This window comes from Dyadobacter sp. CY323 (assembly GCF_021390245.1).
Taxonomy (GTDB): domain Bacteria; phylum Bacteroidota; class Bacteroidia; order Cytophagales; family Spirosomataceae; genus Dyadobacter.
This window is the reverse complement of sequence record NZ_JAJUXH010000001.1, coordinates 236,387-254,831: the sequence shown is the minus strand read 5'-3', so window position 1 is coordinate 254,831 and position 18,445 is coordinate 236,387. Positions and strand designations below refer to the sequence as shown.

At 44.2% G+C, this 18,445-nt stretch carries 18 protein-coding genes; 14 read left to right on the top strand and 4 right to left on the bottom strand.

Going from position 1 to position 18,445, the window contains the following annotated elements:
* Nucleotides 1–67 precede the first annotated feature (67 nt).
* Both LZG72_RS01130 and LZG72_RS01125 read right to left on the bottom strand, forming a co-directional pair.
* Complete coding sequence (locus tag LZG72_RS01130) at nucleotides 68–1,090, bottom strand: SPASM domain-containing protein (RefSeq protein WP_233866499.1); 1,023 nt, start codon at nucleotides 1,088–1,090, stop codon at nucleotides 68–70.
* An 82-nt stretch (nucleotides 1,091–1,172) separates the two neighbouring features.
* Nucleotides 1,173–1,634: an Lrp/AsnC family transcriptional regulator gene (locus LZG72_RS01125; protein WP_233866496.1), complete on the bottom strand. Its 462-nt coding sequence runs from the start codon at nucleotides 1,632–1,634 to the stop codon at nucleotides 1,173–1,175.
* A gap of 175 nt (nucleotides 1,635–1,809) precedes the next feature.
* On the opposite strand from LZG72_RS01125, the gene ald reads away from it, so the two are divergent.
* From ald to LZG72_RS01110, 3 genes are all read left to right on the top strand, one after another.
* Nucleotides 1,810–2,922, top strand: coding sequence for an alanine dehydrogenase (gene ald, locus LZG72_RS01120; RefSeq protein ID WP_233866493.1), 1,113 nt, complete (start codon nucleotides 1,810–1,812; stop codon nucleotides 2,920–2,922).
* Between the two features lie 442 nt (nucleotides 2,923–3,364).
* Nucleotides 3,365–5,149: a DEAD/DEAH box helicase gene (locus LZG72_RS01115; protein WP_233866491.1), complete on the top strand. Its 1,785-nt coding sequence runs from the start codon at nucleotides 3,365–3,367 to the stop codon at nucleotides 5,147–5,149.
* 64 nt (nucleotides 5,150–5,213) lie between these two features.
* Nucleotides 5,214–5,735 (top strand): DinB family protein, encoded by a 522-nt coding sequence (locus LZG72_RS01110; RefSeq protein WP_233866487.1) that lies wholly within the window; start codon nucleotides 5,214–5,216, stop codon nucleotides 5,733–5,735.
* Nucleotides 5,736–5,741: 6 nt separating this feature from the next.
* On the opposite strand, the gene LZG72_RS01105 is transcribed toward LZG72_RS01110, so the two are convergent.
* Nucleotides 5,742–6,611, bottom strand: a complete 870-nt coding sequence (locus LZG72_RS01105) for a zinc dependent phospholipase C family protein (protein ID WP_233866486.1) — start codon at nucleotides 6,609–6,611, stop codon at nucleotides 5,742–5,744.
* A 509-nt stretch (nucleotides 6,612–7,120) separates the two neighbouring features.
* On the opposite strand from LZG72_RS01105, the gene LZG72_RS01100 reads away from it, so the two are divergent.
* Nucleotides 7,121–7,525 carry a Dabb family protein gene (locus LZG72_RS01100; RefSeq protein WP_233866484.1) on the top strand — a complete coding sequence of 135 codons (405 nt, stop codon included), beginning with the start codon at nucleotides 7,121–7,123 and terminating at the stop codon, nucleotides 7,523–7,525.
* Nucleotides 7,526–7,587: 62 nt separating this feature from the next.
* On the opposite strand, the gene ung is transcribed toward LZG72_RS01100, so the two are convergent.
* Nucleotides 7,588–8,253 (bottom strand): uracil-DNA glycosylase, encoded by a 666-nt coding sequence (ung, locus tag LZG72_RS01095; protein WP_233866482.1) that lies wholly within the window; start codon nucleotides 8,251–8,253, stop codon nucleotides 7,588–7,590.
* A gap of 147 nt (nucleotides 8,254–8,400) precedes the next feature.
* On the opposite strand from ung, the gene apaG reads away from it, so the two are divergent.
* The 10 genes from apaG to LZG72_RS01045 all read left to right on the top strand — a co-directional run bounded on the left by apaG (nucleotide 8,401) and on the right by LZG72_RS01045 (nucleotide 18,375).
* Nucleotides 8,401–8,787: a Co2+/Mg2+ efflux protein ApaG gene (gene apaG / locus LZG72_RS01090; RefSeq protein WP_233866479.1), complete on the top strand. Its 387-nt coding sequence runs from the start codon at nucleotides 8,401–8,403 to the stop codon at nucleotides 8,785–8,787.
* Between the two features lie 7 nt (nucleotides 8,788–8,794).
* Nucleotides 8,795–9,571, top strand: a complete 777-nt coding sequence (locus LZG72_RS01085; protein WP_233866476.1) for an O-methyltransferase — start codon at nucleotides 8,795–8,797, stop codon at nucleotides 9,569–9,571.
* A 105-nt stretch (nucleotides 9,572–9,676) separates the two neighbouring features.
* Entirely contained in the window at nucleotides 9,677–10,654 is a 978-nt protein-coding gene (locus tag LZG72_RS01080) for a DUF2157 domain-containing protein (protein ID WP_233866472.1), read from the top strand.
* The gene (locus LZG72_RS01075) at nucleotides 10,638–11,780 is read left to right on the top strand and encodes a hypothetical protein (RefSeq protein WP_233866470.1); all 1,143 of its coding nucleotides are present in this window, start codon (nucleotides 10,638–10,640) and stop codon (nucleotides 11,778–11,780) included. Before LZG72_RS01080 ends, LZG72_RS01075 begins: the two co-directional genes overlap by 17 nt.
* Before the next feature lie 53 nt (nucleotides 11,781–11,833).
* Nucleotides 11,834–12,841 (top strand): glycoside hydrolase family 43 protein, encoded by a 1,008-nt coding sequence (locus tag LZG72_RS01070; protein WP_233866468.1) that lies wholly within the window; start codon nucleotides 11,834–11,836, stop codon nucleotides 12,839–12,841.
* Between the two features lie 40 nt (nucleotides 12,842–12,881).
* On the top strand, nucleotides 12,882–14,876 hold the full coding sequence (locus tag LZG72_RS01065) for a sialate O-acetylesterase (RefSeq protein WP_233866466.1): 1,995 nt from the start codon (nucleotides 12,882–12,884) through the stop codon (nucleotides 14,874–14,876).
* A 113-nt stretch (nucleotides 14,877–14,989) separates the two neighbouring features.
* Nucleotides 14,990–15,763, top strand: a complete 774-nt coding sequence (locus LZG72_RS01060) for an EcsC family protein (protein ID WP_233866464.1) — start codon at nucleotides 14,990–14,992, stop codon at nucleotides 15,761–15,763.
* A 39-nt stretch (nucleotides 15,764–15,802) separates the two neighbouring features.
* On the top strand, nucleotides 15,803–16,591 hold the full coding sequence (locus tag LZG72_RS01055) for an ABC transporter permease (protein WP_233866462.1): 789 nt from the start codon (nucleotides 15,803–15,805) through the stop codon (nucleotides 16,589–16,591).
* A gap of 2 nt (nucleotides 16,592–16,593) precedes the next feature.
* Complete coding sequence (locus LZG72_RS01050; protein WP_233866460.1) at nucleotides 16,594–17,358, top strand: ABC transporter ATP-binding protein; 765 nt, start codon at nucleotides 16,594–16,596, stop codon at nucleotides 17,356–17,358.
* Between the two features lie 3 nt (nucleotides 17,359–17,361).
* Nucleotides 17,362–18,375 carry an MlaD family protein gene (locus LZG72_RS01045; RefSeq protein ID WP_233866457.1) on the top strand — a complete coding sequence of 338 codons (1,014 nt, stop codon included), beginning with the start codon at nucleotides 17,362–17,364 and terminating at the stop codon, nucleotides 18,373–18,375.
* The last annotated feature ends 70 nt before the right edge of the window (nucleotides 18,376–18,445 follow it).

The window sequence follows — 18,445 nt, the reverse complement described above, 5'->3', positions numbered from 1 at the left end:
CTAATAGTCAGTTAGATCAAATTATTATTTAATTAAAATTCATTTACACTAAAAATCGGGTAGTGTTTCACGCCCAGACCTGGGTACCTTCCGTGCAGTTTTTGCACATTTCAATTTCGGAACGTGACCGGATGAGTGAGGCGCGGAAATCCTGGTATTTTTTTCCCCTCCAAAGTTGACGGAAGGTCTGTCTTTTCATATCTCCCAACTGGTATTCGGCATCTTTGTCGAAGCAACACGGCACTACGGCGCCGTCCCAGGTAATCACACACGAATGCCACATTTTCCAGCAGTGATCCACAAACTTGTTTTTAATGGAATATTTGCCGTCCTCCTTTTTCTCATACCTCGCGTATTTTTCAATCGTCGGAATAAGATCCGAACCTTCTTCATAGTCATAGATCTGAGCCGTTTTTAACCCAACTTCATCCACTCCCATTTCCTCTGCGAGTTTCTTAACTTCCTCGATCTGATGTTCATTTGGCTTTACCACCAAAAACTGAAAGATGACGTGTGGCGTCGCGGATTTAAGTTCTTTTTTCCACTTGATGATGTTACGGGTACCCTCCAAGACTTTTTCCAGGTTCCCTCCTACCCTGTATTGCTGATAAACATCCTGCGTTGTGCCGTCAATGGAGATAATCAACCTGTCCAACCCCGATTCAACCGTTTTTCTCGCCTTTTCATCCGTGAGATAATGAGCATTGGTTGAGGTTGCCGTGTAAATACCTTTGTCATGAGCATACTGGACGAGTTCAAAAAACTTGGGATGCAAATAAGGTTCGCCCTGGAAGTAAAAGATCAGATAGAGCAGTGTATCTGCAAGTTCATCAATCGTTTTCTTGTATAACTTTTCTTCCATCATGCCCGTTGGCCGCGTGAATGATCTCAACCCGCTCGGACATTCGGGGCAGCGCAAATTACATGAAGTGGTAGGTTCAAAAGAAATGGCAATGGGCATACCCCAGTGGACTGGATTACCGGTTGCTTTTGAATAAAAATAGCTGCTTAATATTTGGATCGCATTCCACGCTCTCTTTGGTGTCACTTTGGACATCAGGTTGAGACCATCTTTATAATTTTTATTCATTGTTTTATGGCTGTAAGCCGTCAGCGTTCATCGGTCAGCTGTCGGCGTTTAATTTTAAGCAAGTAATCCGCTCGTGTGGAAATCAAATAACTGCAATGCCGGTAGTATGCTTGATCTCGGAAATTACAAAGTAACTGCTGATGTGTAACACACTTTTCAGTGCCGAAAGTTTGTGCTGATAAAATTGATTATACGCTTCTCCGTCCTCCACCAATATTTTGAGCATATAGTCGAAATTGCCCGAAACTACCGAACATTCCAACACCTCAGTCATGTTAACGATCGCCTGATTGAAGTCCTCGAAACTTTCCTTACGTTGTTTATCCAGTGTGACATTGCAATAAACAAGCAGTGTTTTTCCCAGTTTTCTGCGGTTCAGCAGGCAAACGTATTTATCTATAAACCCTTCTTTTTCAAGCTTTCTGATCCGCTCATGCACGGGCGTGACCGATAAATTGATACGACTGGCGATCTCTTTAATCGTCATTTGCGCATTGCCTTGTAAGAGTTCGAGAATTTTGCGATCAGTGAGGTCAGGCTGCATACAGTTTTTTTTCTTGTCAACGATCCATTTTTCCGATAAGAAACAGTTTTTTTTCTTTCGAACAGACCCAAAAATAGTTTTCTTTTCTGTCTTAAAGTTCGCAAATAGAATCTTTTTCCGCAACAGACTAATTTTGAGAAATTAAAAGCTGCTAACAATATCACCACCTGCTACCATGATCATTGGTGTTCCCAAAGAAATCAAAAATAATGAAAACCGCGTCGCGCTAACCCCAGCCGGTGTCACCGAATTCCGTAAACATGGCCATACTGTTTACATACAGACCGAGGCTGGAAAAGGCAGTGGTTTTTCAGATGAATTATACTCGGAAGCAGGCGCTACTATACTTCCAACAATCGAAGAAGTTTACGGCATTGCGGAAATGATTATTAAGGTAAAAGAGCCGATCGAAAGCGAATATCCATTGATCAAGGAAGATCAGTTGTTGTTTACATATTTCCATTTCGCTTCTTCGGAGCCTTTGACCCACGCCATGATCGAGCGCAAAGCAGTTTGCCTTGCGTACGAAACAGTTGAAAAAACCGATAGAAGCCTCCCATTACTGGTACCCATGAGTGAAGTGGCCGGAAGGATGGCCATCCAGGAGGGTGCAAAATACCTTGAAAAACCGATGGGCGGGTTCGGGATCCTACTCGGTGGAGTTGCCGGTGTAAAGCCTGCGAATGTCCTGATTTTGGGTGGTGGGATCGTTGGAACCCAGTCTGCAAAAATGGCTTCCGGTCTGGGTGCGAATGTAACAATCGTGGATATCAGCCTCGCACGCCTGCGTTACCTGGAAGACATTATGCCAGCTAATGTCGATACGGTTATGTCAAATGAATATAATATCCGTGAACTGATAAAAGGTGCGAACCTGATCATCGGCGGCGTGTTGATTCCGGGTGCGAAAGCTCCGTCACTCATTACCCGCGACATGTTGAAATTAATGAAACCGGGGACAGTCATGGTGGATGTGGCGATCGACCAGGGCGGCTGCTTTGAAACCTCAAAAGCAACAACACACGAAAATCCAATTTATGAAGTAGATGGCGTGGTGCATTATTGCGTTGCCAACATGCCGGGTGCAGTACCTTACACATCTACGCTTGCATTAACGAATGCGACATTGCCTTATGCACTTCAACTCGCCAATCTGGGTTGGAAAAAAGCGTGCGAAAACAGTGAAGAACTTCGCAAAGGCCTGAATGTCGTCAACGGGAAGGTCGTTTTCAAAGGTGTCTCCGATGCCTGGAATCTGACTTATACCGACGTTAAAGAATTATTCTGATTCAACAAACCTAGCTGAATAAACCCTGGCAGGAAATATCCTGTCGGGGTTTTACTTTCTAAAAATATTGCAATTACTTTTTCGATTAGATTGATTATTCGGATAATCCTCTTACTTTTGCATAAAATTTGAACGAACATCCGTTCGCTTCTCTGCTTCATTCACGGTTCAGCACCTTAGTCGCTACCAACCATTTCATATTCGTCCCGGTTGGATTTTCCGTTTCCGCATGCAGAGCCCCACGGATGGTTTGTGGTGGGCTTTGCGAAATCCCTTGTTTTTAAATCTTGTATTCCGCCTTGCACGAAGTTGCATGTTCCAGTTTTGTCAGGACAATCAGCATTTGGCTGAGCTATATTCGTATATGTCCTGCCCAGCCGGAGCTCCGTTCAGAAATACTCAATAAGAATTTTCAAAAAGAATTAATACTAAAATACATATAATGACAACTGAAACAATTGAATCATTTTCAGAGCTTGGTCTCTCCGAAAATATCCTTAAAGCCGTAACCGAAATGGGTTTCGAAAAACCCTCACCGATTCAGGCGCAAGGAATCCCAGCCGTAATGCAGGGATCCGACGTAATTGGCCAGGCTCAAACAGGAACCGGTAAAACCGCTGCTTTTGGTATTCCGGTACTGGAAAGAATTGATCCAACAAATAATGCTGTACAAGCTGTAATCCTTTGCCCAACCCGTGAATTGGCTGTACAGGTTTCCGAAGAAATTGGCCGTTTGGCTAAATACCTGAGAGGTGTGCGCATCGAAGCGATCTATGGAGGTGACTCGATCGACCGTCAGATCCGCTCATTGAAAAAAGGCGTTCATATTGTCGTGGGAACTCCCGGTCGTGTGATGGACCACATGGAACGCAAAACGCTCCGTTTTGACCAGGTAAGAATGATGGTTCTTGATGAAGCGGATGAAATGCTCGATATGGGATTCCGTGAAGACATCGAAAGCATTCTGGCTGACATGCCGGAAGATCGTCAGACGATCCTGTTCTCTGCAACGATGTCAAAACCCATCATGTCGATCACAAAACGTTTTCAGACTGACCCAATTTTGATCAAAGTCGTTCGCAATGAATTGACTAACGTAAATATCGAACAGGTTTATTTCGAGGTAAAGCCCCAGGCTAAGGTGGAAGTAATGACCCGTCTGATCGATATGCACCACCTGAAATCCCTTCTTGTTTTTTGTAACACAAAACGCAAGGTTGACGAGATCGTGGAAGATCTTCAACTAAGAGGATATGCTTCTGAAGGTATTCATGGCGATTTACGTCAGCAACAGAGAAGTAACGTAATGAGCAAGTTTAAGGCTGGCGTAACTACGATTCTCGTTGCAACAGACGTAGCAGCGCGTGGTATCGACGTGAGCGGATTGGATGGTGTTATTAACTACGATATCCCTCTCGACGAAGAATATTACGTTCACCGTATTGGTCGTACAGGCCGCGCGGGAATGTCCGGAAAAGCATTTTCTTTGGTAGCTCGTGATGAGAAATATCGTTTGAAATCTATTGAAGGATATACCAAAGTAAAAATCGAAAAAGGTGTAATACCTTCTTTTGAAGATATTATCGGTGTGCGTAAAGCACGGTTCGTGGAAAGCATTTCGTCTTCCATTAAAGAAGAGGAAGATCAGGATTTTTACAACGATGTTCTCGAAATGCTGCATCACAGTGGCTTTACTACCGAGCAGGTTGTTGGCGCAATGGCCAAACAAATTATGGGTGTTCAGAAAAATGAATACTCGGATGGTAACCTTGCATGGGAAGAAAGACGCGGTGACAGAGACGGTGGACGCCGCGAAGGTGGCGACCGATTTGAACGCCGTTCATCTGGCGGTAGCCGGTTTGAAAGAGGTGGTGATCGCGGAGGTGACCGTCGCGGGGCTGATCGTTATGCACCAGCGGGAAGATCTGATTCTCGTCGCTCCGAAGGTGGAGGTCGCGATGGCGATTCGCGCAAACCATCGGCAGTTGAAGCAGGTATGACACGTTTGTTCCTGAGTCTTGGACGGAAGGACCACATTATGCCAAAAGACATTGTCGGCGCAATTGCTGGTGAAGCTAACATTCCCGGAAAAACAATTGGAGCTATCGACATTTATGACAAGTTCACTTTTGTAGATGTTCCAGAACGTGACGCGAGAGCGGTTTTACGCGCAATGGATGGAAATACAATTAAAGGAAAACCTGTCCAGATTGACATTGCCAAATAATTAAGTTGCATTAAAAACGTAAAAGGGACTTGTAAAAAGGTCCCTTTTTTTGTTACATTTCGTAATGCAAAAAATCGAAAAACCGGAAGTATGGCTTCGTGGTCCATTACCGGGAATACCTCCGCTCTTGCAGCCAGTAGCCCATGCACTGTTGCAGGCACAGGAAGAACTTGGTGTTTTTGAGTCCAAATTCCCTACAAAGCTTCTTTGGGAAAAACCTGCCGGAATTGCTTCCGTTGGCTTTCATCTGCAGCATTTGGCCGGCGTACTCGACCGATTATTCACCTATGCCCGCAGCGAATCTTTAAGTGAGACGCAACTTGCATTTCTCAAAGCCGAAGGAAATGAACCTTATAGTGGTTGCAGTTACAATGACCTGTTCCATACATTAAAAGAAAGGATCCAGCTAGCATTAAAGCAACTAGGACAAACAGATGAAAACTCTCTGACTGAGATCAGATATGTTGGCCGTGCCATGATCCCCTCAACGCAACTGGGCCTGTTATTTCACTCGGCAGAACACGCTCAACGGCATGTCGGTCAACTCCTGGTTACTGCCAGGATTTTATTAGCCGGTCATCAATGACTTGCATTAATCCTCCGCTTCGGGCCTAACCATAAATAACCTTTTAAACCAGCCTGCTTCTTCGGCGCCATCTATTTTTTTATCCGCTCCATTGAAAGTAAAACCGGATAACTCTTTCAAATCGGGCTGCCCGGCATTCACCCAGCAAGTATACCAGATATCACCTACCATTTTGATCGAGAGCCTCATCCTGTGTTCCACCTGGTTATGGAGAAGCTGATGATACTTCTCGGAAAACTCGCGTGAATAAGTTCGGGTTAATACGTTATTCCTCAGTTCGTAACTATACTTCTTATCAGGTTTAAAATCCTTACTGAGCTCCTTCTCAAACAATAACACGGAGTCCGACGCCAGATGTGACGCGGCAACGGTATTCCAGATTTGCTCTGCTATAGGATCCTTATATTCAGCAGCGCCTATCCAAAGATCATATTTGTCGGCAAACAACTCCGGTAAACGTGATTCCCAAAATCCATGAATTCCTTCCTGATTTGTGAGTTGACCGTTATAATTTCTGGTTGTATGCAACGGCACATGTGCATCTGCGATGTAATGTCCCAGATCCGCTGAAATCCGAAGAATTCGCGCGGCATCCTTTTCCTTGAATGCATTCGTGAGTTGGAAGGCCGCAGTTTGCACGTGCCAGGGAACAATACCGTGCTTTCTCAGGCTATCCTCGCCCAGTTTCTTCACAGCATCCGGCCAGTATCTGGGTAAAATATGAAGTGCGCTATCGCCATACATATCCAGATCAATGAAATGCCGTTCCGCTTCTCCAACCACAGAATAGCGCCTCTTGTCGGGATTGGTTGCATTCTCGGTCAAATAGTCAATGTTCTGCCGATAGAAAAACTGCATCTCAACCGGTAGCCGCATGACAGCCAAACGATTAATTCTTTTGTGTGCCCAAAAACCCCAGTAAGCGTTTTGGAACGAAAACTGGATTGAAAGGAGCATAAGGAAGCCCAAATTCAGGCTTAGGATGAAAAAAAATCGATTTTTCTTAAAATTTTTTTCAGCAGGTACGCAGCAGGGCACCATAAAATATTTGGTCAGGTGAATGATAGGCATTTACACCTGTTTAGACGCACTTTGTAAAAAAAGTAACGTGTTTGGCCGATTTATAACTGATAAAAATTTGCGACTGTCAAAATCCATCAACAAAACCGCCGGGAATGCATCTGTTTATAGCTGTTCAATAAAATTTGTCAAAATAAACTTCACAAAATTTTATTTTGATTTTAAGCTCAGTTCAATAGAAATCTTCTACCAGTCCTCTATTTTGCAATATAATTTATATTTAATATTTAAATAATGCAATTTGATATATAAGTTTTATCTTTGTTGGAGTTAAATTAAAGAAGCGTATTTTTCGAATTGTAATAATGAGAACTAGAAATAAAACATTAGGATACCTCGTACCTGTTTTTGCGTTATGCGTTTTTATGCTGATAATTTATGGGGCATATGTACCGCACAAACCAGCTGAAAGCCAACGAATCGTATGTATAAAGTTTAAGGCGGGTACGACGCCGGAAGAAATGGAAAAGCATATGCGTGACTTTGCAAACATGAAGAAGGCCGTGAAAGACCTTACTGCTTATTCAGCAGGGCATGTGCAGAAGTCCGAAAATGGATCGAATGAGTTCGATGTAATTCATTACCTCACGTTCCGCACAAATGAAGGTGCTGAGCAATATGCATTAAATGCCGATCGCAAAGAATTTGTTAAAGACAATGAGGCGAATTGGGACAAAGTGCTGGAAATGAATTCCAACATCGAAAAGTAAAACAATAGTAATAGGAGTGAAAATTTTAAAAAGAGTCGGGCATCCCGACTCTTTTTTTTGCCTCACCAATTGATGGGCTCCAATCCTCTTTCTGTCAGATACGCATTTGCCTGGCTGAAATGATGCATGCCAAACCAGCCTCCGTAATTCGCAGCCATCGGAGACGGATGTTTGGCTTTCAGGATCAAATGCTTTTTATGATCGATAATTGAACCCTTATCCTGCGCATATTTCCCCCATAGCATGAAAACCACATTTTCCTTCTCATCGGACAGACGTTTGATCGCAGCATCCGTAAACCGTTCCCAGCCTTTGTTCTGGTGAGATCCGGGGGTGCCGGCCTGCACCGTCAGCGTTGCATTCAACAACAATACACCTTGTTTCGCCCACCGTTCCAGATTCCCCGAAGCAGGTATCGGCGTTCCAAGATCATCCTTTACTTCTTTAAAAATATTGACGAGTGACGGCGGGATCCGTACACCGTCATTCACTGAAAAACACAGACCGTGAGCCTGGCCCAAGCCATGATAGGGATCCTGCCCGATGATAACCACCTTACAATCCGGAAAATGGCAATACTCGAATGCATTAAATATTTGCTTGCTCGGCGGGAAGATTTGCCTGGTTTTATATTCCTCTTTTATGAATGCTACAAGTGACGCGAAATATTCTTTTTCAAATTCCGGCGCCAGCTGGGCTTTCCAGGATTCTTCAATTCTGACATCCATGTTATGGGTTTTTAGTTTGAGAAACCAAATTATGTGATTTTGATTTGCATTTATCAATGATTGGTTACTATTTTCGTTTAAATTGATGTAGCGCGAGGTATTAGAAGAAGATCGTGAAGAAGGAAATGTCAAATAACCCTCAATTTTATGGTTTCCAAAGTAACTGATGGTGTTAAAGTCACCGTTTTAACGGAATACCAGCCGGATTACTCCAATCCCAGCCAGGATCACTATGTATTTACATATAAGATTCTGATCGAAAATCACAGTGAGCATACCGTCAAACTTTTAAGAAGACACTGGCACATTTACGATGCGAACGGAACGGTTAGAGAAGTCGAAGGCGCTGGTATTGTAGGTCTTCAGCCTATTCTCGAGCCAGGCGATTTGCATGATTATGTCTCGGGTTGCAACCTCAGGACCGATCTCGGAAAAATGGCGGGCACCTATCTCATGGAACGCGTGCTCGACGGCCGCCAGTTCAGAGTGATTATTCCTGCGTTCTCACTGGTAGCTCCTTACCGGTTAAATTAAAATTGCATTGGTTTCAGCTTATTTGAAGTATCTGCTTCGTTCGGGAAACGAACATTCCATTCATTCGCCTTTCCTTTTTGAACTCTATACCAATGTTATTGCGGCCAAAGAGGATGAAAATCCGGATTACCGGGAAATCATCAGGCTTCGCAAAGAACTTCTGGCTTCAAATGAAAAAATTGAAATTCTTGACTTAGGTGCAGGATCGCGGGTGAATAAATCCAACCTTCGAAAAATCAGCACCATTGCCCGGAATGCTGAAAAACCGGCAAAATTTGGCAGGTTATTTTCCAGGCTGATAAAAAGATTTCAACCCGACACCATCGTAGAACTAGGTACTTCTCTGGGATTGACGACATTATATATGTCACGGGCGAAAAGAGATGCTCAACTGATCACTTTTGAAGGTTGTCCTGAAACTGCGCAAAAAGCCGGCCAGCATTTTGCAAAACTAAATGCAAATAACATCGAGATCGTACTTGGAAATATTGATCAGACACTTCCTGAACGCCTGAAAAGCCTGAATAAGACCATTGACTTTGCATACTTCGATGCAAATCACCGGTTGGAGCCTACCGTCCGCTACTTCGAAAATTGCCTTCCCTACATCAAAAATGAATCTGTTTTCATATTCGACGACATATACTGGTCAAAGGAAATGACAGAAGCCTGGGAGCAGATCAAATCCCACCCGAAAGTGACCCTTACCGTTGATCTTTTTTGGGTCGGTCTGGTATTCTTCAGAAGCGAGCAGGTTAAGGAAGATTTTGTTCTCCGCTTTTAGTATTACCGTTTAATTCCTGACGCGTTCCGATAAATAACTTGAACGTTTCGTTTATGCGATCGCTGGGTTATTGGCTTATCTTTAATCTTCTCATTTTAATTCCCGATGACCATTCAAACAATCCTCCAAAAGCTGGTGGAAAACGGAATTATTTCCGGCCGGCAAACTACGTTAATAGCTGACTACGAGCTAAAAAAGCCGTTTTCTATTCACTGGGAACTACGATCCGTCCTGTACATCGGCATTCTCCTGTTTAGCGCAGGTACAGGTATTATCATTTATGAAAATATAGATACCATTGGACACCAAGCCATTATCGCTATCATTGCGACACTTACCGTTGCGTGCTTTTTTTACGTATCTAAACACAGCCTGCCTTATAGTCATGACGAGGTAAAAAGTCCGGTTAAGCTTGCCGACTTTGTCTTGCTGCTGGGCTGCACAACGTTTTTAGCATTAGAAGGCTATCTTCAGTTCCAGTACAATGTTTTCGGAACACGTTACGGTCTGGCGATCATCATTCCAACCATTGTGTTCTTTTTTTGTGCCTACCGGTTCGACCACAAAGGCGCATTATCTATGGCCATTACAGGCCTGGCTTCCTGGCTCGGCCTGACCATAGCCCCAATGTCTATCTTCGAAAATGACTTTACGGAGGGGCGGCTTTTGGTTACTGCTGTAATTCTCGGATCAATGCTGGTTGGGTTTGGCTGGGTATCGGAGGTAAAAAAAGTAAAAAAGCACTTTGCATTTACCTATATGTTTTTAGGTGGCAATCTCTCTTGCATTGCTTCTTTGATCGGATTATTCAGTCAGGATCTCAAAATCGTTTACTTCGTTATTGGCCTGGGACTCACCTGCTTTTTCGTTTTGCGCGCCCGTCATCAGCAGTCCCTCATTTTTCTTTTAATGGGAGTCATTTACGGATATATCATCATTACATACAGCCTGTTTACGCTGTTGGGCGATGAAGCCGCATTTCTTTTGAGTTCTGTTTACTTCATGGCTTCGAGCGTAGGCGTCATTATTTTCCTTTTAAAATTCAAAAAATTCCTCGGTATCAAAAATGAAAAAAGCATATAACGAAACCTGGGTAGAGAACCTCTACATTCTCCGCAAAGCATCCAAATGGTTAGAAAAAGGGCTGTTGAGTACGGCTCAAATGGACGAATTGAAAATCAGTTTTCCTGAACAATTTTACAGGCCGGGCATATTTGTAAAAATCGGTTTATTCTTTTTCGGCACAATTGCATGTTCATTTTTCGTGGGGTTTGCCTCCATTTTTTTCCTTGAAGGAGGCTCCGGGCAATCGTTTTCTGTTCTCAGTATCATTTGCAGCGCATCGTTTTTCTTTTTTCTGGAATACGTGATCAAAAATCGAAATCTCTTTCATTCCGGTGTTGACAATGCGTTGCTCTATGCGGCCGCTTCCTGCGCTGTCGCACCATTGTTTTTATTATTTGAAGATGCACCGCTCTCTGTTTACCTGATTATTTCCCTGTTGGTCCTGATACCCGCAACCCTGCGATATGCCGATCTGCTGGCCGCAGCGGTATCTTTTTTCCTTCTGTTCACGTTGCTGGCCAACCTGATGATGAAATTTCCTCTCGGGAAAGCATTGTTACCATTCTCCTTGATGATCCTCGCCGCATTGGTTTATTTCTGGGTCAAAAGGAACAAAGATGTGTATTACCTGGACTGCCAGAAAGTACTGGAAGTATTGTCGCTGGTCACTTTTTACCTGGGAGGAAATTATTTCGTGGTACGCGAGGGGAACGCATCGCTGAATGCATTGAACCTGCGTGTTTCCCCGCAAATCGCATTTTCATCCATTTTCTATACTTTTACAACCCTGATACCGATTTTGTACATCACATTTGGCTTTAAAAAACACAATCGTATCCTATTGATTATCGGCATGTTAACACTGGCCTTTTCGATCTACACCTATCGCCATTATTTCAGTCCACTCACTGTTTCACAAGAACTGATTTTTGTTGGCGTGATGCTGATCGTTGTCGCTGCCGCCGCGATTCGGTACCTGCATGTTCCAAAACATGGCCTATCGGACGAAAAGGAAGAAGAAAGGCAATTTGCCAATCTGGAAGCCATACTGGTTGCGCAAAGTCTTGGCCAAACACCCCAGGAAAATGGAATTGAATTTGGTGGAGGTAACTTTGGAGGAGGCGGAGCCGGTGAGGTCTATTAATTTTGGACAAAAATTAAGTACTTTACAAAGGTTACTTAATTTTTGTCCAGCTAATGAAAAAACACTACATTCTGGTTTTACTGTCCCACATAAGCCTGTTATCATTTTCCCAGTCTCCCAAAAAATCCTCAGATGGCCCCGCCAGGGACAAAGCGACCTCGGGGAATCCGGTTTTTCCTGGCTGGTATGCTGATCCTGAAGGGATTATTTTTAATAAAACGTTTTGGATATACCCTACTTTTTCAGCTCCCTATAATAAACAGGTCCATTTTGATGCATTCTCGTCAAAAGACCTCATAACGTGGCAAAAGCACGAAAACATCCTGGACACGTCCGCGATTAAATGGGCAAAACGAGCCATGTGGGCACCTTCCATTATCGAAAAAGACAACAAGTACTACTTCTTTTTCGGAGCGAACGACATTCAAAGCGATAATGAATACGGTGGAATCGGAGTTGCAGTCGCCGATCGCCCCGAAGGCCCTTTCAAAGATCTTCTTGGAAAACCACTCATTGATAAATTCCACAATAAAGCGCAGCCGATTGATCAGTTTGTTTTCAAAGACAAAGACGGTCAGCATTACTTATTTTACGGCGGCTGGCGCCATTGCAACGTCGCAAAATTAAAACCTGATTTCACAGGTTTCATACCTTTCGAAGACGGAACAACATTCCGTGAAATCACGCCGGAAGGTTATGTCGAAGGGCCATTCATGTTTATTCGCAATGGCAAATATTACTTTATGTGGTCAGAAGGCGGCTGGACTGGCCCCGACTACTCGGTTGCATACGCCATCGCAGACTCTCCGTTCGGTCCATTCAAAAGAGTTGACAAAATCCTTCAGCAAGATCCCAAAGTAGCAACGGGCGCAGGTCACCATTCGGTCATTCAAATTCCCGGCAAAGATGAGTGGTATATCGTATACCACCGGAGACCGTTGACAGAGACCGATGGCAACCACCGCGAAACGTGTGTGGACGTAATGACTTTCGATAAAAATGGCATGATCAATCCGGTTAAGATCACCGTTGAAGGCGTAAAACCGGTTTCACTCAGATAATTACGTTTTAAACCTAAAAAGAACATTAACGTTTCCTATCATGACTGTGAAACCTCTTCTTCAGGCAGCCATCTTTTTTTTGATTTCTGTAACAGCCAGCCAGGCCCAGCGTTTCTATTCCGTTGTCTTTTCAAAGCTCCCGCAAGATTATCAATTGTACCCCAGAGATGCTGCAAATGAGGCGCTGGTCCCTGTTTCAGGCATCGTGGAAGCAGCAGGATGGAAATACATGTCTATTTTAGTAAGTCGCAACAACACGTTGCAGAAATACTTAAAGGCCGATCTCAAATACCAGAGCAATGGAAAAGCCACATTCGCGGCTGAAACCAAAATCAAAGCCGAGCTGGCAAATTACAGTTTTAAGGTTTTTGTCTGCAAAGATGGAGATTCCGTGTTGGTAGTCGACCGGAAGCATGTCGTGAGCGGCGATGTGTATGTACTTTCCGGACAATCCAACTCGACAGGCTTTTTTACCGAACGGGACACCAGTCAGTTTTGCCGGACCTTTGGAAGAATAACGGACAATCTGAACACTGCAACTTACAATGCTGCCGATACGCTCTGGTCACTATCAAATATGAATGCGTATCATGATAATGTCGGCAATATGGGTTTCGAAATTCAGAAGCAGCTTATGGAAAAATCAGGAATCCCAAACTGCCTGATCAACGCCGGTTTTCACTGGTCTTCCGCATATGGTCACTCAATACGGACGGAGGGTAATCCGGTAGATCTGAACAATGGTTATGGGCGAATGCTATATCGGGTACAAAAAGCGGGACTGGCCAATGCGGTCAAAGCATATATTTTTCGTCAGGGCGAATCTGAGGCTTACAATGAAGGCGGCGGATGGGAAGGCAATTTTGACAAGCTGAAGCAAAACCTGAAAATGGATTTTCCAAACATCCAGAAATTCTACATTTTTCAGATCGACATCATTTACTACCCTTCACCTGTGGGCGCCGTAATTAGAGATTATCAGCGGCGATTGCCCGACATTTATCCAGACGCGGAGTCCATTGCTACTGTGGGAACAACCGGTTTTGATGGTTTGCATTACAGTCGCGAGGGAAATCAGCAGGGTGGGTTTGAGCTTTCTAGGATGATGCTCAAAGATTTTTACACACTAAAAGATACTTCCAACATTTACTCGCCATCAATTAAAAAAGTCTTTTACAAAACTGCCGAGAAAAAGCAGCTGGTACTCGTTTTTGATGAAGGTCAGGAACTCCAATATCCCGCCGCATATACAACTCCATCCAATGTCACGCTGCAGATGAAAGACTTCATTTACCTGGACGATGCAGCAGGCGCAGTCACATCCGGAAAAGCCGAAGGTAACCGGGTAACGCTCGAATTGAGTACGCCACAAAACGCATCGAGAATCAATTACCTCCCGATGTATATAGCAGAAGGCGGGCCCTATTACCCGTTCACCGGCCCATTTATAAAAAACAAGCTGGGAATGCGTGCATTTACATTTTACAACGTTCCCATCGCCGCAGGTCTCGCAACCCCTACCCTTACTGCTGCCGAACAGGCCGACAAAAGTATCAAGCTCACCTGGCCAGCTGTTGCCGAGACATCCGAATTTCTTCTCGAGAGAAAATTATCGTCTGAAAACTCATATAATGCAATTGCGCGTCTTTCCGGTCAGACATTGGAATACCTGGACAAATCAGCTACCGGCACCAAATTGATGTATCGACTGAAGGCAGTCAGTAAAACATCGGAATCGGCGGATTATGGTTATGCGGAAATCGAGGCGCCGGTGGTTCTGGGTGTAGAGCAAGACGAGTACCTTTATGCTGTTTACCCTAATCCGGCCACAAGGAATCAGCCGCTGACAGTAAAGTTCAAAAAACAAATGCGTGGCTCTGTTTCGCTTCTCAATTCGAAAGGCCAGTCCCTGATCTCTCAAAATGTTAATGATAATCAGGTAATGATGGTCGTGCCGGACGGATCTGCTGGTTTACACGTCATTAGGATTAAAGACGGTGATCGCGAATTGACCAAAAAAATTGTCATACGGTAGCATACATATAGGTATCATCGTTTCCGCAAATACACGGTCTGAGGTTTGGAATGATTTTTGCTACCTTACGTAGCAACGATATTTTAATCCTTCTGATCTTACTATTTCCCCGTATGCATCTATCCTCTTATGAAGAAAAAGTATTGCAGGATTTGTTGAAATGGCAGCAGAAAATGCAAAAGCAACCGAATCTTGCAGATAAGGCTTCAAAGGCTGTGCAGGATAAAATCAACAGGATCATCCCGGAAAAAGTACATCAGGCGATTACTGCAACGATCAAACAAATGACCCGGGCCGTTCTCACCGGCGCCGAATTTACGACTCCGAATGTGGTCCAATCAGATTCTTTGGAAGGAATTGAAAGTGCAGTAAAAAAGAAAATTGATTTCTACAAAAAGGCTGGTGCCGCAGAGGGTGGAATTACAGGGGCGGGCGGTTTTTTGCTCGCATTGGCTGAGTTTCCCATTCTGATCGGCATTAAAATGAAGTTGCTTTTTGAAATAGCTGCATTGTACGGGCGTCCCATTGGCGACTACCGCGAAAGGCTGTTTATTCTTCACATTTTTCAACTCGCATTTTCCAGCCAGAAACAGCGGCAAAAAGTGTATGAACAAATGAGCAACTGGCAGGCGAAAAGCAGTTTGCTTCCGGACGACATACACCAGTTCGACTGGAAAACATTTCAGCAAGAATACCGGGACTACATCGATCTAGCCAAAATGGCCCAGCTCATACCGGGAATCGGCGCGGCGGTCGGCGTGATTGTCAATTACAGACTACTTAACTCGCTCGGAACCACGGCTATGAATGCTTACCGAATGCGCTGGCTGGAAGAAAGAACATTGCCCGACAATGCACCGGTGGCGGCACTTCCCTCTGCACGATAATGATAAAAAGAATTACCAGATCACTTTGTCTAAAATTGAATGAGCGCTAAGAAAAAGGAACACGTTTACACAAAAGGTTTAGATTCCGCCTTCCTGGCAGTTTACAACGGATATGTCTTCTTTTTACGGTTCTTCCGGGAAGTCTTCAAAGGAAGGATGGAGTTCCAGGAAATCATCAAACAATGCTACGCAATAGGCAATAAGTCGCTGCTGCTGATTGGTATGACCGGCTTCATTACCGGTATGGTTTTCACCAAACAATCCCGCCCGTCACTCGCGGAATTTGGCGCCGTTTCCTGGCTGCCGTCCCTGGTGGCGATCGCGATCGTCCGGGCACTTGCAGCGTTGGTAACCGCATTGATCAGCGCCGGTAAGATCGGTTCGAGCATTGGCGCAGAGCTGGGATCGATGCGCGTAACGGAGCAGATCGACGCCATGGAAGTTTCGGCCGTAAATCCCTTCAAATTTCTCGTGGTAACCCGCGTGCTGGCTTCTACAATCACCATTCCGATCCTGATGTTCTATTGTACCGCGGTCAGTTTAATGGGTGCCTATTTGAATGTCACGCTTAATGAGGGTACAAGTTTCAGGGCATTTTTTGAAAACGCATTTGAACAAATCACTTTCCTGGACATTTTCACTTCACTCGCCAAAGCTATTGCCTACGGTTTTACCATCGGGATTGTGGGCTGTTATCAGGGTTACAATGCGAGTAAAGGAACAGAAGGTGTGGGTAAAGCAGCCAACTCGGCCGTGGTTATCTCCATGTTCCTCATCTTCATTGAAGAAGTGATCATTGTTCAGGTATCGAATTATTTTAGAAATTAAAAATGGAAGAATATACCGGAACTGCGGCGCCTGTCATTGATATCGAGGATTTATATAAATCTTTCGGTAGCCTGCACGTGCTCAGGGGAGTGAACCTGAAAGTTCAAAAAGGTGAAAATGTGGTAGTACTCGGAAGATCCGGGACTGGTAAGTCTGTATTGATCAAGATCATAGCAGGACTGCTCAGACAAGATAAAGGCAAATGCCTGGTTTTGGGTGAAGAAGTTTCGACGATGAATCAGAGAGAATTACGTGACATCCGTCAAAAAATCGGTTTTTCGTTTCAGAACAGCGCACTTTACGATAGTATGACTGTTCGCGAAAATCTGGAATTTCCACTGGTACGAAATGTCCCTAACCTTACACGCGCTGATATCGACGAGCAGGTCGAATCCGTTTTGGATGCGGTCGGGCTTTTGCAGACCATTAACCAGGTTCCGTCGGAACTCTCGGGTGGCCAGAGAAAACGCATTGGTATTGCCCGGACGTTGATCCTGAAACCGGAAATTATGCTTTACGATGAACCAACAGCCGGATTGGATCCGATAACCTGTCTGGAAATCAACGAGCTGATTAATGAAGTAAAAGAGAAGTATCACACCAGCTCAATCATCATCACCCATGACCTGACCTGCGCCCGGGCAACCGGCGATCGCATTGCCATGCTTCTGGATGGGAAATTTCTCAAACAAGGCACATTTGAAGAAGTATTTGAATCGGACGAGCCGAGAATCAAAAGTTTTTACGATTATAATTTTATTCAGTAAATAATGGAAACATCAACAAGAAAACGCTCCATAACCGTCGGTCTGTTTGTCGTGATCGGGATTTTAATCTTTGTGGTCGTAATACTTACGATTGGCAGCATGAAGAAAGTATTTTCCTCCAACATTGTCGTCAAAACGATTTTCAATGATGTCAATGGACTCAAACAAGGGAATAATATCTGGTACTCCGGTGTGAAGATCGGGACGGTAAAATCCATTCGTTTCCTTTCGGATTCCCGGGTTGAAGTGATGCTTAACATTGAGGAAAAATCACAGGAATTTGTTCGGAAGAATGCAAAAGCCAAAGTAAGTACGGATGGTCTCATCGGGAATAAGATCATTGTTATCTACGGTGGTACCCAAAAAGTGCCATCCATTGAAGACGGCGACGAACTGGCTGTGGAAAAGATAGAGAGTACCGAAGAAATGCTGGCGGTTTTGTCAGAAAATAATAAAAACCTGCTGGGAATTACCAGCGCATTTAAAACCATCAGCGGAAATATTCTCGCTGGAAAAGGTACCGTGGGAATGTTGCTGAATGACGAACGCCTTTATAATGATGTAGACCAAACCCTGGCAGCATTGAAAAAAGCGGCGGGTAATGCGCAGACTTTAACCGCATCTCTTTCCGAATATAGCGGCAAACTGACCAAAGAAGGTGGTTTGGCAAACGACTTCGCGACCGATACCGTAATCATGCGGGACCTGAGGGGTACCATTGGAAAGCTGAATGAAACCGTTTCGTCCGCAAATGTGATGGTCAACAATCTGAAAACAGCCAGTGCTGACCTGAACTCAAACACGACCAGCCCATTAGGTGTATTGCTGCACGACGAATCCACTGCTTCAAACTTGAAAGGCACACTGAAAAACCTTGAATCGAGTACCGAAAAGCTGGATGAAAATATGCAGGCGCTCCGGTCCAATTTCTTGTTCCGTCGCTATTTTAAAAAGAAAGATAAAGAGGCAGCAAAACAGCCATCAAATGAAGCAGTAAAAGACACGGTGAACCAATAAAAGTGATAGTTTTGCAAAAATGCGGTTTTGCTCTCGCGGGACATCCGCATATGAAGATTTAGTAAACCAC

What these genes read in the sequence shown, in the direction of transcription:
- LZG72_RS01110 (WP_233866487.1), top strand. Translation starts at nt 5,214, where the DNA reads ATGCAAAAAATCGAAAAACCGGAAGTATGGCTTCGTGGTCCATTACCG.
- LZG72_RS01060 (WP_233866464.1), top strand. Translation starts at nt 14,990, where the DNA reads ATGCATCTATCCTCTTATGAAGAAAAAGTATTGCAGGATTTGTTGAAA.
- LZG72_RS01115 (WP_233866491.1), top strand. Translation starts at nt 3,365, where the DNA reads ATGACAACTGAAACAATTGAATCATTTTCAGAGCTTGGTCTCTCCGAA.
- ald (WP_233866493.1), top strand. Translation starts at nt 1,810, where the DNA reads ATGATCATTGGTGTTCCCAAAGAAATCAAAAATAATGAAAACCGCGTC.
- LZG72_RS01070 (WP_233866468.1), top strand. Translation starts at nt 11,834, where the DNA reads ATGAAAAAACACTACATTCTGGTTTTACTGTCCCACATAAGCCTGTTA.
- LZG72_RS01100 (WP_233866484.1), top strand. Translation starts at nt 7,121, where the DNA reads ATGAGAACTAGAAATAAAACATTAGGATACCTCGTACCTGTTTTTGCG.
- ung (WP_233866482.1), bottom strand. Translation starts at nt 8,253, where the DNA reads ATGGATGTCAGAATTGAAGAATCCTGGAAAGCCCAGCTGGCGCCGGAA.
- LZG72_RS01125 (WP_233866496.1), bottom strand. Translation starts at nt 1,634, where the DNA reads ATGCAGCCTGACCTCACTGATCGCAAAATTCTCGAACTCTTACAAGGC.
- LZG72_RS01055 (WP_233866462.1), top strand. Translation starts at nt 15,803, where the DNA reads ATGAGCGCTAAGAAAAAGGAACACGTTTACACAAAAGGTTTAGATTCC.
- LZG72_RS01080 (WP_233866472.1), top strand. Translation starts at nt 9,677, where the DNA reads ATGACCATTCAAACAATCCTCCAAAAGCTGGTGGAAAACGGAATTATT.
- LZG72_RS01105 (WP_233866486.1), bottom strand. Translation starts at nt 6,611, where the DNA reads ATGCGGCTACCGGTTGAGATGCAGTTTTTCTATCGGCAGAACATTGAC.
- LZG72_RS01130 (WP_233866499.1), bottom strand. Translation starts at nt 1,090, where the DNA reads ATGAATAAAAATTATAAAGATGGTCTCAACCTGATGTCCAAAGTGACA.
- LZG72_RS01045 (WP_233866457.1), top strand. Translation starts at nt 17,362, where the DNA reads ATGGAAACATCAACAAGAAAACGCTCCATAACCGTCGGTCTGTTTGTC.
- apaG (WP_233866479.1), top strand. Translation starts at nt 8,401, where the DNA reads ATGGTTTCCAAAGTAACTGATGGTGTTAAAGTCACCGTTTTAACGGAA.
- LZG72_RS01050 (WP_233866460.1), top strand. Translation starts at nt 16,594, where the DNA reads ATGGAAGAATATACCGGAACTGCGGCGCCTGTCATTGATATCGAGGAT.
- LZG72_RS01075 (WP_233866470.1), top strand. Translation starts at nt 10,638, where the DNA reads ATGAAAAAAGCATATAACGAAACCTGGGTAGAGAACCTCTACATTCTC.
- LZG72_RS01065 (WP_233866466.1), top strand. Translation starts at nt 12,882, where the DNA reads ATGACTGTGAAACCTCTTCTTCAGGCAGCCATCTTTTTTTTGATTTCT.